At 67.3% G+C, this 15,536-nt stretch carries 13 protein-coding genes; 6 read left to right on the top strand and 7 right to left on the bottom strand.

Annotated elements, in window-relative coordinates; genetic code table 11:
- Positions 1–22: 22 nt before the first annotated feature.
- The 3 genes from A37U_RS0131045 to A37U_RS0131035 form a co-directional block, all read right to left on the bottom strand.
- A complete protein-coding gene (locus tag A37U_RS0131045; protein WP_020500576.1) occupies positions 23–631 on the bottom strand; it encodes a DUF1989 domain-containing protein in 609 nt (202 codons plus the stop codon).
- On the bottom strand, positions 628–2,031 hold the full coding sequence (locus A37U_RS0131040; RefSeq protein WP_020500575.1) for an APC family permease: 1,404 nt from the start codon (positions 2,029–2,031) through the stop codon (positions 628–630). The genes A37U_RS0131045 and A37U_RS0131040 overlap by 4 nt, the downstream gene beginning before the upstream one ends.
- 399 nt (positions 2,032–2,430) lie before the next feature.
- Positions 2,431–3,168, bottom strand: a complete 738-nt coding sequence (locus tag A37U_RS0131035) for a FadR/GntR family transcriptional regulator (protein WP_020500574.1) — start codon at positions 3,166–3,168, stop codon at positions 2,431–2,433.
- 169 nt (positions 3,169–3,337) lie between these two features.
- Here A37U_RS0131035 and A37U_RS0131030 point away from each other — a divergent pair, with 169 nt between their 5' ends.
- The 5 genes from A37U_RS0131030 to A37U_RS46255 all read left to right on the top strand — a co-directional run bounded on the left by A37U_RS0131030 (position 3,338) and on the right by A37U_RS46255 (position 10,105).
- Entirely contained in the window at positions 3,338–4,702 is a 1,365-nt protein-coding gene (locus A37U_RS0131030; protein WP_026197783.1) for an aspartate aminotransferase family protein, read from the top strand.
- Between the two features lie 124 nt (positions 4,703–4,826).
- On the top strand, positions 4,827–5,654 hold the full coding sequence (locus A37U_RS0131025; RefSeq protein WP_020500572.1) for an ABC transporter ATP-binding protein: 828 nt from the start codon (positions 4,827–4,829) through the stop codon (positions 5,652–5,654).
- Between the two features lie 22 nt (positions 5,655–5,676).
- Positions 5,677–6,651 carry an ABC transporter substrate-binding protein gene (locus A37U_RS0131020; protein ID WP_020500571.1) on the top strand — a complete coding sequence of 325 codons (975 nt, stop codon included), beginning with the start codon at positions 5,677–5,679 and terminating at the stop codon, positions 6,649–6,651.
- Between the two features lie 7 nt (positions 6,652–6,658).
- On the top strand, positions 6,659–8,776 hold the full coding sequence (locus A37U_RS0131015) for an iron ABC transporter permease (RefSeq protein ID WP_020500570.1): 2,118 nt from the start codon (positions 6,659–6,661) through the stop codon (positions 8,774–8,776).
- Between the two features lie 519 nt (positions 8,777–9,295).
- Positions 9,296–10,105 carry a hypothetical protein gene (locus A37U_RS46255; protein ID WP_157183127.1) on the top strand — a complete coding sequence of 270 codons (810 nt, stop codon included), beginning with the start codon at positions 9,296–9,298 and terminating at the stop codon, positions 10,103–10,105.
- 284 nt (positions 10,106–10,389) lie between these two features.
- On the opposite strand, the gene A37U_RS0131005 is transcribed toward A37U_RS46255, so the two are convergent.
- The 4 genes from A37U_RS0131005 to A37U_RS0130990 are packed head-to-tail and all read right to left on the bottom strand — an operon-like array spanning position 10,390 to position 14,025.
- A complete protein-coding gene (locus A37U_RS0131005; RefSeq protein WP_020500568.1) occupies positions 10,390–11,793 on the bottom strand; it encodes an aspartate ammonia-lyase in 1,404 nt (467 codons plus the stop codon).
- Positions 11,790–12,929, bottom strand: coding sequence for a M20 family metallopeptidase (locus A37U_RS0131000; protein ID WP_020500567.1), 1,140 nt, complete (start codon positions 12,927–12,929; stop codon positions 11,790–11,792). Before A37U_RS0131000 ends, A37U_RS0131005 begins: the two co-directional genes overlap by 4 nt.
- Positions 12,929–13,606 (bottom strand): DUF1028 domain-containing protein, encoded by a 678-nt coding sequence (locus A37U_RS0130995; RefSeq protein WP_020500566.1) that lies wholly within the window; start codon positions 13,604–13,606, stop codon positions 12,929–12,931. The genes A37U_RS0131000 and A37U_RS0130995 overlap by 1 nt, the downstream gene beginning before the upstream one ends.
- Complete coding sequence (locus A37U_RS0130990) at positions 13,603–14,025, bottom strand: RidA family protein (RefSeq protein WP_020500565.1); 423 nt, start codon at positions 14,023–14,025, stop codon at positions 13,603–13,605. The genes A37U_RS0130995 and A37U_RS0130990 overlap by 4 nt, the downstream gene beginning before the upstream one ends.
- Before the next feature lie 258 nt (positions 14,026–14,283).
- On the opposite strand from A37U_RS0130990, the gene A37U_RS0130985 reads away from it, so the two are divergent.
- A complete protein-coding gene (locus A37U_RS0130985) occupies positions 14,284–15,525 on the top strand; it encodes a flavin-containing monooxygenase (protein ID WP_020500564.1) in 1,242 nt (413 codons plus the stop codon).
- Positions 15,526–15,536: the final 11 nt, after the last annotated feature.

Below are 15,536 nucleotides of genomic sequence, written 5' to 3'. Positions count from 1 at the left end.
ACGATCCGGGTCGGATGTTCGCTCATCGTGCCCGGCCGATATGCATCTCCAGCGGGGTGCACCGCATGCCGTTGGTGGGCCAGTAGTCCACGGAGCACGCCGTCAGCACGACGAATACGCCCCGCAGGGCCCGGAAAGTGACTCGGTCGCCCGGCCTGGACTTCGCGGTCCCCACGACGAGTGTTCCGTCGGGCTCGGGATTGGAATTCTGGAAGATGTTCAGCGGATCCGGGACGACCGGCGGGTTCAGCCCGATCGATGCCGCCGCCGTGGTGAAGTTGTCCAGGCAATTCGGGTGCTCGTAGAGCCCTTCGCCTTCGTAGAGCCATCGGTCACACGGCGCGTACAGCATGTCGTGGTTGCCCGGCGAGGTGTCCTCGAGGAATTCCAGGATCGGCTGCGAACGCTGGTCGATGAACTGCTCGCCGACCCGGGGGAACAATCGCTCGACGCGGTCCCGGGTGTGGGCCGTGGAGAGCCATCGCGTGTCGTCGGCGGCATCGATGATCCACAGATCGCCGACCTGCTGGCCTTCTACGTCGACGATCGTCAGGCTCGCGCCTTCGGGTATCCGCGTCGCGCGTCCGCTCTGTGCCGGAACGGTCACGACGGTCTGCTCGCTCGCTGTCACGGGGTTGCCTCCTGTGTGTTTTTCGATTTTCGGGTTTCGGTTTCCTGATCCGCTTCGTCCAGCCTTATTTCCGGCGGTTCCCTGCGGAATAATTTGGTGAGATACGTGAGCCAGCCTATCCCGACGAGTAGCCAAATCGCACCCAATTTCAGTGCGTGCGAATCGAGGCTGGTCATCAACCAGACAACTCCGGCGAGGCCGATCGACGGGAAAATTATCCAGCCGAGTATTCCTTTTCTTTTCGTCCGGCGCTCGCGCCACCACAGAGTGATCACCGATATGTTGACGAAGGCGAAGGCAGTGAACGCGCCGAAGTTGATGAACGAGGTCGAGGTGGACAGGCTCATGCCGAGTGCGAGCAGACCAACCGCGGCCATCAACAGGATGTTGTTCGCCGGGGTGCCGAATTTCCTGGACAGCCTGCCGAAGAAGCGCTTCGGCAGCACTCCGTCGCGGCCCATGGCGAACAGCAGCCGCGCACCGGATGCCTGGATCGGTATCCCCGCACTGACCCCGCCGATGATGACCTCGGCGAGCACCAGGGACCGCAGGAATTCGCCGCCGACTTTCTTGGCCAGATCGAGCGATGCGGTATCCGCATGGTGGAAATCACCGCCAGGGTGCAATACCTGGGAGATATAGGAAACGATCACGAAAATGAGTCCGGCGATCAACAGTGTCGTGATGATGGCGCGTGGAATCACCTTTTTCGCCTGCACCGTGTCCTCGGCGAATGTGCTCACCGCGTCGAATCCGATGAAACTGTACGCGGTCAGTGCCGCGCCCGCGGAAACAGCGGCCACCGTCGACCCGGAATTCCAGAACGGTCCGGTGCTCACCACTGCGCCGACGCCGCCCTCGCCGATCAGATGACGGATGGAGAAGAACGCGAACAGTGCCAGAACCAGCAACTGATAGGAGATCAGCAGGACGTTCGCCAGTCTCGCCACGGTGATCCCCAGTACGTTGATCAGCGTGGTGAGCGCGATGAGCGGTACCAGGAAGGCCCACTTGGGCACCCCGGGAAACTGTTCGGAAAGGTAGACGACGCTGATCAGCCAGACGACCATCGGGAGGAAGAGGTAGTCGAGCAGGGTCAGCCAGCCGACCAGGAAACCGATCCGTGAGTCGATCGCCCGCCGGGTGTACGTATAGGCCGAACCGGCCGCCGGGTATCTCCTCGACATCTTGCTGTAACTCAGCGCCGTGAACAGCAGTACGACCGTGGTCAGAACATAGGAGGTCGTCAGCGTTCCGTTGCTGGCTCGGGAAAAAGTGCCGAACAGATCCAGGGCGATGGTCGGCGTGATGTAGGCCAGTCCCAGCAGGACAAGGGGCCAGAACGTGATCGTCGGGTTGAGGTGCGGTGTGTCCTGAGGCGTGCGCGTCGGATTGCTCATGGACTTCGCTTTCCGCGGCGCTCGCCGGGCGAGGGCACCGTGTTCACGGCTGTGTGAGCACGGCGATGACGTCCCCGCGCGACGAGTTCGCGTTGTCTGATAGCGCGTCATCGGTGTGCGACTGGCGCGACCGTGTCCTGGCACGGCCGGGAGCATGTCGGGGCTGGTGGCGGCGGTCTGTTCGCGTCTCTGCCGCCGGTCGGGCGGAGCGGGCGCGGTACTCGAGTGGACCTGGTTGCCGAACGATAGACGATCCTGACTATTTGTTCAAGGTCCAACTTTTAAATGACGAACGCCGCCCCGAGGAAAGCGCCTCGGGGGCGGCGGAACCGGAAGCGGACGCGCGGGCACCGGCACCAGGATGAAGGCGTGTTTCGCCTGCCTGAGCTCGGGTTTCCGTCAGTCGGCTGAGCGGAGCGCGAGGTGCTCGCGAAGATAGGTCAGGTGCTCGACGACGGCGTCCTCGGCCGCGTCCGCGTCCCCGGCTGCGATCGCGGTGACGATCGCGTGATGCTGGCGGACCGTCGCGCGTCCGACCTCCGGGGAGAGATCGAGGTAGTGCACGGGTTCGGTCTCGTGGTGCAGCGCGGCCACGAGCGCGGCGAGTACCCGGTTTCCCGATGCCTCGGCGATGAGGGAGTGGAATCGCTCATCGAGCTTGGGAACCTCGGGGTCGTCCACCGAGGCCTTCTTCTGCCGTCGCACGATATCCCGCAGGCGTTCGAGGTGCTCCTCGGTCCGGTGCTCGGCGGCGAGGCGGGCCGCCGGGGCCTCGAGATACTGGCGGACCTCCGCAACCTCGGTGAACACGATGCTGCCCAGGGTCAGCAGATTGTGCAGTGAATCGGTGACGACCGAGCCCAATGAGTGGTGGTCGACCGAGCGGACGAAGTTGCCGCCGCGCGAACCGGGCGCCTTCCGGAGCAGATGCTGGGTGGTCAGGGAACGCAGCGCCTCGCGCAGCGTGCCGCGGCTGACGTTGAACTGGCTGGCCAGTTCGGCCTCCGGGGGAAGCATCTCGCCGCTTTTGAGTTCGCCGGACAGGATCATCGCCCGGATGTATTCTTCGACCTGCTGCCGTGGTCGCAGGACCTTCTGGCCGATCGTGCGGGCCTGCTGCCTGCTTTCTTCCGTCACGTGGTCATCCCCGCCGCTCCCTTATCGCGATGAACATTCGGTCTGTTGTCGAACGATACCTCTGGGTATGGCAAGAAGGGGGTGTGACATGGGTGATTTATTGACAAGCTGTCTAATGTTGAACATTATGATCGACACGGTACCCACTCTGACCGGAAGGCAGGACGGTATGGACACAGCGAACCTCCGTGCTCGGGCACGGCAGTATCTCGGCCCGCACTTCACCCCTCGGCGGTCGTGGCAGCAGACCGATTTCCCGGTGTTCGTGCGGGGTTCCGGCTGCCATCTCTACGACAGCGAACAGCGCGGCTACTTCGACGGGCTTTCCGGTCTGTACTGCGCGAATCTCGGGCACGGGCGCTCGGATATCGCCACGGCGATCGGCGAGCAGGCGAAGGCGATGGCATACGCGACGAACTGGTCCGCTGCGCATCCGCCCGCGATCGAGGCCGCGACACGGATCGCAGAGCTCGCGCCCGGCGATCTGCAGACCACCTTCTTCGTGAACTCCGGATCCGAGGCGGTCGAAGCGGCGGTGAAGTTCGCCCGCCAGTACCACTACACCCGCGGAGAACCGCGGCGCACGAAGATCATCGCGCGCGACCTCGCCTATCACGGCACGACACTCGGCGCCCTTTCGGTCACCGGCCTCGACAAGATCAAGGCACCGTTCGGACCGCTGCTTCCCGGGATCGGGCGGGTGCCGAACACCGTCGGCCATACCGGTGACTGCGGTGATCCCGCGGCTCTGGATTGTGTGCGGGCCATCGAGGATCGCATCCTCGAAGAGGGGCCGGACACGGTCGCCGCGATCATCGCGGAGCCGGTGCAGAACGGCCGGGGCGCGCTGGTGCCACCGGACGGTTATTGGGCCGAGCTGCGCAGGATCGCCGACCGGTACGGCCTGCTGCTCGTCGCGGATGAGGTCATCTGTTCGTTCGGGCGGTTGGGACACTGGTTCGGCAGCGACCGGTTCGGCGTGGTGCCGGACCTGATCACCTTCGCCAAAGGGGTCACCGCGGGCTATGCCCCGCTCGGCGGGCTCATCGTGCGGAAACCCTTGCTGGAGGAGCTTTCCGGGGACCGGCGCGGTGGCATGTTCGCGCACGGTGCGACCTGGGGCGGGCATCCGATCGCGACCGCGGCGGCCGTCGCGACGATCGATGCCATTCACAAGGAATCGATTCTCGACGGGGTACGCCGGAATGGACCCGAACTGCGCGCCGGTCTGGCACAGCTGCTCGCGGCGCACCGATGTGTGAAGGAGATCCGCGGCACGGGATTCTTCTGGGCCGTCGAGCTCATGGCAGACCGGCTCGTGGGCCGGGAGTTCACCGAGGCGGAGTCCGCGACCGTGCTCGGTGAGGTGCTGCCCGCCGCGTTCGCCCGGATCGGTCTCATTCTGCGCGGCGATGACCGTGGTGCGACCATGCTGATGATCGCACCACCACTGATCGCCGGGCCGAGCGAAATCGCCGAGCTGCTGCACGGCGTCGACGGGGTGCTGTCCGATGTGGAGTCTGCGATTCCCTGACGCTTGCCGTGTTTCCGGATTTCACGCTTGTATTGTTGACGCGCCGTGTCGGGGGCGCCGCGCAGCGTTTTCGGTGATCAGCAGCACCTTGTTCTTTAGGTAAGCCTTTCCTTAGTCTGCGGAGGTGTTCGCCTCCCCGCATCCCGGCATCGACGGCCTGATCACCTATGAGGTCGATATCGCCTACGGCCGCGACGTCGTGGTGCGCGCGGCCTCGATCTCGCTCACCGCAGGCACGGTCACTGCGCTGATCGGTCCCAACGGCAGTGGCAAATCGACGCTGCTGCGTGCACTCGCCCGGTTGCACCGGCCGGTTTCCGGGGAGATCGGGTTCGCCGACGGTACGGATCTGCGCGCGCTGTCCACAACGGACCTGGCGCGCCGGATCACCCTGCTCTCCCAGCACCGCACCACTCCTGATGGGCTCTCGGTCCGGGAACTGGTCGAGTTCGGCAGGCATCCACACCGCACGCGGTGGGGTGGAAGGGATCCCGGTGGAGCAACCGCGGTGCAGCGCGCGATGGCCGCCACCGGGCTCACCGCGCTCGCGGAATGGCCGGTTCGCGCCCTTTCCGGTGGCCAGGCTCAGCGCGCCTGGCTCGCGAGCTGTCTCGCCCAGGATACCGCGCTGTTGCTGCTGGATGAACCGACGACCTTCCTCGATCTGCGCTATCAGGTCGAGATCCTGGACCTGGTCCGCGATCTCGCCGATGAACACGGCGTCGGGGTGGGTGTTGTCCTGCATGATCTGGACCAGGCCGCGGCGGTGGCCGACCGGGTGCTGCTGCTGGAGCAGGGCCGGGTCACCGCGGAGGGAACACCGGACGAGGTGCTGACCGTGGACAACCTCAGCCGCGCCTACGACATTCGTGTCGATGTGCGGACCGATCCGGTGGACGGGCGCATCCGCACCCGCGCGCTCGGCCGGTTCAACGCGCGCACCCCAGCCTGATCGCCCCGGAAACAGGAGAAAAATGCGTAGTACCAAGGCAATCGCCGGCGCGCTGCTGCTCGCCCTCGTCACGCTCGCCGGCTGCGGCACCACCGAGAAGCCCAGCGCCGGTTCGCCGAAGAACGGCGGCGTTCCGGTCACGGTCACCGATTCCCGTGGCAAGACGGTGCAGCTGCCGCACACCGCGAAACGGGTCGTGGCAACGGAATGGAACGCGGTCGAGGATCTGGTCTCGCTCGGGGTGATGCCGGTCGGCGTTGCCGATCCGAAGGGTTATGGGCAGTGGGTCAGCGCGGCACCGTTGCGGGGCGCGGTCAAGGACATCGGAACCCGCGGTGAACCCAGCCTGGACACGCTCATGTCCCTGGCGCCGGATCTGGTCGTGGTCACCGAAGGTCTTCCGGAAAGCGCGCTGGCGCAGATCGAGGCGAAGCTCCCGGTAGTCGTCATCAAGGGCGGGGACCTCAAGGATTCCCTCGGCACGATGTTCCGCGGGCTGAACACGATCGCCACGGCCACCGGTACCGAAAACCGCGCCACGAAACTGAAATCCGAGTTCGACGCGAAACTGGCCGAGGATCGCAATGCCGTGGAGGGTCTCGGCGCAACGGGGGAGAAGGTGGCATTCGCCGATGCCTACGTCGCCTCCGGAACGGTCACGATCCGCCCGTACACCAAGGGATCGCAGGTTTCCGAGGTGTTCGCGCGGCTCGGTCTCGGCAATCCGTGGCCGATGACCGGTGATCCAGCCTACGGCCTCGGCAAGGCCGATGTCGAGGGACTGACCCGGCTGCCCGATGTGCGGTTCTGGTACTCGGCCAATGATTCCGATGGGGACCCGTTCGCCAAGGAGCTGGCGAACAACGCGATCTGGAAGGGGCTGCCGTTCGTCAAGGGCGGGAAGGTGCAACGGCTCCCGGACTCGCTGTGGATGTTCGGCGGGCCGAAGTCCATGCAGCAGTATGCCGACGCCGCGGTCGCCGCGCTCAAGAAGTAGCCGCGCGGTGGATCTCGACGGTGCCGCCCCCGCCAAGTGGTCGCGGCCGCTGTTGCTGGGCATCGGGCTCGGTGTGCTGCTGGTGCTCGGCGCGATCGTGCACCTCACCCAGGGAACGGCCGCCGTGGACGCAGTCGATGTGCTGCGGCTGGTGTTCGGCGGCGGTTCGGGCGCCGATACCGCGGTCGTTCTCGAATCGCGGCTGCCCCGGCTGCTGGTCGCGCTGCTCGTCGGTGCCGCGCTCGGCACCGCGGGCGCGGCGCTGCAATCGGTGACCCGCAACATCATGGCGGCCCCGGACACGCTCGCGGTCAATGCGGGCGCCTATCTCGCGGTCACCGCGGTCGCGGTGACCGGCGGTTCCTTCCCGCTGTTCGGCACGGTGGGAGTGGCGTTCGCGGGTGGGCTGGCCACCGCCGTGCTGGTGCTCGCCCTCGCCGGGACCGGTGGCACCGCGATGGTGCGGCTCGTGCTCGCGGGCACGGCGATCGCGCTCGCGATGAGCTCGGTGACCTCGATGCTGCTCGTGCTGTTCTCCCAGCGGACCCAGGGCCTGTTCGCCTGGGGCGCGGGATCGCTTTCGCAGAACGGGCTCGGCGGGATCCGGATGCTCGCCCCGGTCGTCGTGCTGGCCTTCGCCGCGCTGCTGTTGTTGTCCCGCAGGCTCGATCTGGTGCGGCTCGGTGACGACCAGGCGCGCAGCCTCGGGGTCCGGGTGGGGCTGGTGCGCGGGACGGCGATCCTGCTCGCGGTGCTGCTCGCCGCGTGCGCGGTGACGCTGACCGGGCCGATCGGGTTCGTCGGTCTCGCGGCGCCCGCCCTGGTGCGGCTGCTCTCCCGTTCGGTGCGCGGGCTGCACCGGCACATCGCCTCGATCCCGTTCTCCGCTGCGGTCGGTGCCGCGCTGCTGCTCGGCTCGGATGTGCTGCTGCGGGCGATCATCGGCGCGCAGGGGGCGCTCGATGTCCCAGCCGGGGTGGTCACGACCCTGCTCGGGGTCTTGTTCCTGGTGACCCTGGCGCGTTCCGCGCGCAGTTCGGGCGCGGTGGAACCGCCGACGGCCGGGATCGCCGGTGGGGTGTCTCGGTTCCGGTTCGCGATCACGCTCGTCGTGCTGCTCGCTGCCGTGGTCGGGGTGGTGCTGACCGCCGCCCTGCTCGGGGACGCGAAACTGCTGCTCGGCGATATCGGCAACTGGCTGAGCGGCCAAGCGGGGCCGATCGTGCGCAGCGTGCTGGACAACCGCCTGCCCCGGGTGTTCGCCGCGCTGCTCGCGGGCGCCTGCCTGGCCATCGGTGGCACGCTCATCCAGACGCTCACTCGCAATCCCCTTGCCGAGCCGGGAATCCTGGGTGTCGCGGGCGGGGCCAGCCTCGGCGCGGTGGCCGCGATCACGATCGTGCCCAGCATCGGTTTCTGGGCACAGACCGGGTTCGCCGGGATCGGTGCCGCACTGGTGACCGCACTGGTCGTGGCGTTGTCCACCAAACGCGGCTTCGCCGGGGAACAACTCGTGCTGATCGGGTTCGGCGCGCAGGCCGCCAGCCAGGCATTGGTGACCGTGCTGATCACACTGACCGATCCATGGAACCAGACCAAGGCGCTCACCTGGCTCGGTGGATCCACCTACGGCCGGACCTTCGAGCAGCTGATTCCGATGGCGGCCGCGGTGCTGATGGTGGCGCCGGTGCTGGTGCGCCTGCGCAGCGAGCTCGATCTGCTTTCCCTGGACGAGGAAACGCCCCGGGTGCTCGGCGTTCCGGTGCCGCGGAACCGGCTCATCGCCCTGGTGTGCGCGGTGCTGCTGACCGGAACCGCGGTCGCCGGGGCGGGGGTGATCTCGTTCGTCGGCCTGATGGCTCCGCACGCCGCACGGGCGCTGATCGGCCGGAGGCACGCCCGCAGCCTCCCGGTCGCGGCCCTGCTCGGCGGCATCCTGGTGTGCCTCGCTGACCTGCTGGGCCGGACCGTGATCGCCCCGGCCCAGCTCCCGGCCGGTCTGATCACCGCTTGTGTCGGCGCCCCCTACTTCATCTGGCTGCTGCACCGCACCCGCGGTCTCCGGGCACCGCGCCCGTCCGGTTCCCGGGAGCGGTCCCGGACCGGGGCCCTAGCCTCGCGGTGACCGGACGGCAGACAGGGGAAGCACATGATCAGGAGAACACTGAGCGTTCTGGTTCTCGCGGGGACCGCGTTCATCGGGCCCACGGTTGTGGTCGCCGCGCCGAACGGGAGCCGAGTGGACAGGACACCCGCGGCCGGGGGTGCCGGAATCGGCGCCGGGCACCCTGTTCGCGCTCATCCTGTGCGGCGGGCCGCCCCGTGGCACCGAAGGACGGGCGAGGGCTCTACTTCGGCCGCAACCGCCCGGATGTGCGCATTTGCGTCGGCGAGGACGACCGCAGGGTGAGCAGGCGGCATCGACAGCTCGATTACGCCGGTACGCGGTGGTGACTGCACAACACCGGGCGATTGCCGATCCGGTTGCCCAGTTCGGTCCGGCTGCATCCCGGCGGTGAGCCCGTTCCGCTCGGCGACCTCGATCAGCGGCCCCGCGGTGGCATGGAACAGGAGTACCGGAACTGCTCGGGACCGGTCCCGGCGAACGAAGCGCCCAGTGGCGCGGTATTGCTACAGTGTCGGCGTGTTCACCGAGTCGGATAGGCGCAAGGCCGATGTCGTGTATTCGGCGCTTCCGGAGTACATGCGCCGGGTCCGCCGGATCGGTGCGCATCCCGGCGGTGCGGACGGGGAAACCGCGCTCACCGGCTACGAATACCGACTCTTTTCGCAGAACGGCGAGGACGGCGTGATCGCCGAAATCCTGCGTCGTATCGGTGTCACCGGTTGCTGGTTCGTCGAGTTCGGTGTCGAATCCGGCCGCGAGGGCAACTGCATCGCGCTGGCCGATGTGCTCGGCTGGCACGGATTGTTCATGGAGGCCGACCCCGCCCACAATCACCTTCTCCATCAGAAATACCGCTGGAACCAGGCGGTGACCACCCTGCACGCCACGGTCACTCCCGATCGGGCCGAGGAGCTTTTCGGTATCGGAAAGGTGCCCGCGGAACCGGATATCGTCTCCATCGATATCGACGGCGGCGACTACTGGATTTGGGAAGCGTTACGCGATTACCGGCCCCGCGTCCTCGTCATCGAATACAATTCCGCCCTTTCGCCCGAGGAAAAACTGGTCCAGCCACCCGGCACCGAACCCTGGTCGGGCACCGTATTCTTCGGTGCCTCGCTCGGCGCCCTGACCGGACTGGCCGCCGAAAAGGGCTATCGGCTGGTGCACTGCGAAATGGCCGGGGTCAACGCTTTCTTCGTCCGCGCCGACCTGGCCGGAGATTTCCCGCTTCCGGAGAACGTCCAGCGCCGTGGCCCCAACTACTTCCTCACCTCGCACGGCCATCCGCAGGACGACACCGGTCGCACCTACCGCCGCCTCTGAGAATACGGTGCGGCGAGCCGATCAAGATATTCGCGGGAAACGGGAAAGTCGTAGCCACTCGTCGATTGCCGTACTCGGGGACGTGGCGTCGTTTGTTGAATTCCCTATTCGATCAACGACACGCCGAGGCTGTCCTCACGTGCGATATCGTCTGATCGGCACTTCGAGGCACGTCCTTCGTGCGTGTGGTATTCGGCGGGATGAATTCGGGCCGTCCGTTGTGGATTCGGACTTCCCAGTCGGCACCGTGGATGAAGGCATGGTGCCGACGCAACAACCCTCCGCTAGGCAGTGCCGGGCTGGCCGGTGAGGGCCTGCGGGCTGGTGAGAGCGCGAAGCTGCTGCGGGCTGAGCAGACCCCGCTCCCGTACGAGTTCCAGTGCCGGTCGCCCGGTGTGCTGGGCTTCCAGCGCGACCGAGGACGCGATCTCGTAGCCGAGGGCGGGGCTCAGCGCGGTCACCAGGCCGGTCGATGCGGAGACGGTGCCCGCGAGGTGATCCCGGTTGGCGGTGATGCCGGTGACGCAGTGCCGGGTGAGGATCGCGATCCCGTTGGTGAGGTGGTCGATCCCTGCGCTGAGCGCACGGGCGATGATCGGCTCGAAGGCGTTGAGCTGGAGTTGCCCACCTTCGGCCGCGAGGGTGACGGTGACGTCGTTGCCGATCACCTCGAAGGCGATCTGGTTGACGGCCTCGGGAATCACCGGATTGACCTTGCCGGGCATGATCGAGGATCCGGCCTGCCTGGCGGGCAGCGCGATCTCGCGGAGCCCGGCCTGCGGACCGGAGGACAGCAGCCGCAGATCGTTGCAGATCTTCGAGAGTTTGACCGCGACCCGTTTGAGCACCCCGGAAAGCTGCACGAACACGCCCACATCCTGGGTGGCCTCGATGAGATCGGGCGCACTGCTCAGGGTGGTGATCCCGGTGAGCGAGCGCAGATGCTCGATGGCCCGTTCCCGGTAACCGGGGCGAGCGTTGAGGCCGGTGCCGATCGCGGTGCCGCCCAGATTCAGCTCGTGGAACAACGGGCGGGCCTCGGTGAGGCGCTGTTCGTCCTCGGCGAGGGTGGCCGCGTAGGCGCCGAATTCCTGCCCGAGGGTCATCGGCACCGCGTCCTGCAACTGGGTGCGGCCGATCTTGACCACGTCGGCGAACTCGCCCGCTTTCGCGGTGAACGCCGCGCGAAGACCGGCGAGCGCGCCGAGGAGTTCGCCGAGGTACCCGTCGAGCGCGAGTTTCACCGCGGTCGGGTAGACGTCGTTGGTGCTCTGGCCGAGGTTGACGTGATCGAGCGGATGCAGGTGCGCGTAGTCCCCGCGCGCGTGCCCGAGCAGTTCGAGTGCCCGGTTGGCGATGACCTCATTGGCGTTCATGTTCGTGGACGTGCCCGCGCCGCCCTGGATCAGGTCCACGACGAACTCTTCGCGCAGTGCGCCCGCGCGGATCTCGGCGCAGGCGCGCGTGATCGCCTCGGCGCTGGCGGCATCGAGTGCGCCGATCTCGGTATTGGCCGCGGCAGCCGCCTGTTTGACCGCGGCCAGCGCGGTGACCAGATGCGGGCGGTCGGCGAGGTTTTCCCCGGTGATGGGGAAATTGGCGAGGGCGCGGGCGCTGTGGGCCCCATAGTAGGCCGCAGCGGGAACCTCGATCTCGCCGAGCATGTCGTGCTCGATCCGGGTGCTCATGCCGCCTGCACCCGCTTCACCCGGTCGACACCGGTCCAGGCAAGCGCGATGGCACCGTCGAGCATCGCGCGCTCGGCGGTCGCGCCGACGCAGAACGCGGCGAACTCGCGCTGATGATTGGTCGCGGGCAGGGAACCGATGCCGATATAGGGGTGAATGGCGGGCACGACCTGCGACACATTGCCCATATCGGTGGAGGCACGGTTCATCCGCCCCGCGATCCCCGGTGGCGCGAACTCGCGGCCGAGTTCCACGGCGTTCGCCCGGTACTCGGCCAGGGTGGCTTCATCGGTGCGGAATTCCGCGTACGGCTTGCTTTCCGCTTCCACGGTCAGCTCGCAGCCGGTGGCGAGCGCGCCCGCCTCGAAGGTCCGCATCACCCGGGGTTCGAGCTCGGCCAGTTCCTCAAGGGTTTCCGCGCGCACGTACCAGCGCCCGCTGGTGTGCTCGGGGATTGCGTTCGGTGCGTCACCGGCATGTGTGACGCAGCCGTGCACGCGGGTGGTGGACGGCAACTGCTGGCGCAGCAGCCCGATCGCCACCTGGGCCACGGTGAACGCGTCGGCCGCGTTGACGCCCGCCTCCGGATAGGCCGCGGCATGCGCGGATTTCCCGGTATAGCTGATCTTCGAGTGGCTGACCGCGAACGGCCGTGCCTCGGCGACATCGACAGGGGCGGGGTGGATCATCATGGCGAGGTCCACCCCGGTGAAGGCACCGCGGTCGAGCAGTTCGATCTTCCCGCCGCCGCCCTCCTCGGCCGGGGTGCCGTACACCTCGATGGTGATCCCGGCGTCCTCGGCCACGGCGGCAAGACCGAGCGCCGCGCCGACGGAACTGGCCGCGATGAGGTTGTGGCCGCAGGCGTGCCCCAGACCCGGCAGCGCGTCGTACTCGGCGCACAGCGCGATCCTGGTCGGCCCGCTGCCGAACCGCGCGAGGAACGCGGTCTCCAGGCCGAGGTAGGCCGGGGTCACCGCGAACCCGGCGCGGTCGAGCAGTTCCGGGACCATGGCCGCCGAGCGGTGCTCTTCCCAAGCGGTTTCCGGATCGGCGTGCAACCGTTCGGAAAGCCGGATCAGTTCCGCGGAATGCCGGTCCACCTGCTCGCGAGCCGCGTCCTTCAGCGAGGGCATCACAGATCTCCCGGTACGCCGTAGGAGGGAGCCGCCGCCGGATCGAGGCCGCGGCGCACGTAGTCATCCCGCTGCGGCAGCCAGAGTTCGACCAGTTCGGCGAGCCGCTCGATGGGGTCCTCGGCCCAGTCCACCCGCAGATCCGTGTCCCGCCAGTCCACATCGGACACCACGGCCATACCGGCCGAGTGCACCGGTCCCTGCTCGCCGCCTGCCGCGATCGCGGCCCGCACGGCGGCCAGCAGCCGCTGCTCCAGTTCGCCCGTGGCCGAGGTGAAGGCCTCGATCATCGCCTGCGGAATGTGCTCACCGGCGAGCATGTTTCCCGCGGCGACCGCGCCCTCGGCGACCGCCGTCGCATGGGTGCCGAGGGTTTTCTCGCCGCTGTAGGCGAAACCGGGTCCGCTGCGGCTGAGCACGGTCAGCTGCCGGTAGCCGATGTGCTCGGCCGAACCTGTCACTTCGGACATCGCCCGCTCCGCGGCGCCGTGCGCGGCGAGGCGGTCCAGCAGTGCCGGGCCCAGTCGCGGATCGGTGATGTTCTGCGAGGAGGCAGCGCCGACCCCGGGACGCAGGTGCGCGACCCTGGCCACCACCGCGGGACTGGATGAGCTGGCCACGATGCCGAACCGGGGGCTCGCCCCGGAATCGTCGCGTGCCACGAGCGAGAAGGTCACTGTTCCTCCTTCGGGATCACCGCGATCGCGTCGATCTCGCAGAGCCATTCCGGGCGGGCGAGCGCGGAGACCACGAGCCCCGTCGAAATCGGGTGCACGCCACGTGTCCAGCGGCCCACGGCGCTGTACACCGCCTCGCGATAACGCGGATCGATCAGATAGATGGTCAGCTTGACCAGATGCTCCATCCGGCTGCCCGCCTCTTCGAGGAGCATCGTGATGTTGGCCATCGCCTGCTCGGCCTGCGCGGCCGCGTCCCCGACGCCCACGGATTCGCTCGTGTCGAGGTCCTGGCCGATCTGCCCGCGGACGTAGACGGTGTCGTTGGCGACGACGGCCTGGCACAGGTCGTTGTCGAGGTTCTGCTCCGGATAGGTGTCCCGGGTGTTGAACGGACGGATCCGCTTGTGGACGGTCATCGATTGTCTCCTGATTCTGCACCGATCCCGGACAGCGTGCCGCGCTCAGGCATGTTCTGTCCAATAGATCTTTCAACATCAGAAGATCAGTTCAGTAGATGAAGATCGGTCCGGATCTGTATCAGGAAATCAGAACTTTAAGGCCAACAAGATCTGTTGGACAGGAGCTTGGTTCACCGCGAGGATTCGATGAGGCGCTCGGCGGCGCCGAAGCGGCCCCGAAGCGGTTGGCCCGTTGTTCCGAAGTGGAGGTCTGGGATGCCGAACCAAGAGGTTGAGGTCCTCGTCGTAGGTGGGGGACAGTCCGGTCTGGCGATGAGTGAGCACCTGAGCGACTGTGGTTTGCCGCATCTCGTTCTGGAACGGCACCGGATCGCCGAGCGCTGGCGTTCGGAGCGGTGGGATTCCCTCGTCGCCAACGGACCCGCCTGGCACGATCGCTTTCCCGGACTGGAGTTCGGCGACCTCGCCCCGGACGCCTTCGCTTCGAAGGATCAGATCGCGGAGTATTTCGAGGCATACGCGGAAAAGATCGCCGCTCCGATCCGCACCGGAGTGGAAGTGACCTCCGTGCAGCGCAAACCCGGACAGCACGGATTCCGTGTGGAAACCAGCGAGGGCACCATCGATGCCCGGTTCGTCGTCGCCGCGACCGGACCGTTCCAGCGGCCGGTGATTCCCCCGATCATTCCCGGGGACGCCGGTCCCGAACAGATCCACTCCAGCACCTACCGGAATCCGGAACAGCTGCCCGAAGGGGCCGTGCTGGTCGTCGGGGCCGGATCCTCCGGGGTGCAGATCGCCGAGGAGCTGCGCCGTTCGGGACGCTCGGTCTATCTCTCCGTCGGCCCGCACGACCGGCCGCCGCGCCGCTACCGCGGCCGGGACTTCGTGTGGTGGCTCGGGGTGCTCGGCAAGTGGGACGCCGAAACCCCGCCGCGCGGCGCGGAACACGTCACCATCGCGGTCAGCGGCGCACGCGGCGGTCAGACGGTGGATTTCCGTGCCCTGGCCGATCTGGGTATCAACCTTGTCGGGCTGACCAGTTCCTTCGACAACGGCACCATCCGGTTCGCGCCGGATCTCGGCACGAATATCGCCGACGGGGACGCCAATTACCTGTCGCTGCTCGAGGAAGCCGACGCCTATATCGAGCGCTACGGCCTCGATCTGCCCGAGGAACCGGAAGCCCACGAACTGGGCCCCGATCCGGAGTGTGTCACCGATCCGATGCTCGAACTCGATCTCGCCGCGGCCGGGGTCACCTCGATCGTGTGGGCAACGGGTTACGCCGTCGACTACGGCTGGCTGCAGGTGGACGCACTCGACGAGCAGGGCAGGCCTGCGCACCGGCGCGGTATCTCCACCGAGCCCGGTGTCTACTTCCTCGGGCTGCCCTGGCTGGCGCGGCGCGGATCGAGCTTCATCTGGGGCGTGTGGCACGACGCCAAGTTCGTGGCCGACCACATCGCCATCCAGAGCACCTACCAGGGGCACTGAGCCGCCGGCCG

Source organism: Sciscionella marina DSM 45152, from assembly GCF_000379465.1.
Taxonomy (GTDB): domain Bacteria; phylum Actinomycetota; class Actinomycetes; order Mycobacteriales; family Pseudonocardiaceae; genus Sciscionella; species Sciscionella marina.
Note: the sequence above shows the minus strand (reverse complement) of the source record. Positions and strands in the feature narration are given on the sequence as shown.

Bases quoted from the DNA above. Each gene is read 5' to 3' on its own strand.
- A37U_RS0131020 (WP_020500571.1), top strand. From the start codon at position 5,677: ATGCGTAGTACCAAGGCAATCGCCGGCGCGCTGCTGCTCGCCCTCGTC.
- A37U_RS0131000 (WP_020500567.1), bottom strand. From the start codon at position 12,929: ATGCCCTCGCTGAAGGACGCGGCTCGCGAGCAGGTGGACCGGCATTCC.
- A37U_RS0130985 (WP_020500564.1), top strand. From the start codon at position 14,284: ATGCCGAACCAAGAGGTTGAGGTCCTCGTCGTAGGTGGGGGACAGTCC.
- A37U_RS0131030 (WP_026197783.1), top strand. From the start codon at position 3,338: ATGGACACAGCGAACCTCCGTGCTCGGGCACGGCAGTATCTCGGCCCG.
- A37U_RS0130990 (WP_020500565.1), bottom strand. From the start codon at position 14,025: ATGACCGTCCACAAGCGGATCCGTCCGTTCAACACCCGGGACACCTAT.
- A37U_RS0131040 (WP_020500575.1), bottom strand. From the start codon at position 2,031: ATGAGCAATCCGACGCGCACGCCTCAGGACACACCGCACCTCAACCCG.
- A37U_RS0131005 (WP_020500568.1), bottom strand. From the start codon at position 11,793: ATGAGCACCCGGATCGAGCACGACATGCTCGGCGAGATCGAGGTTCCC.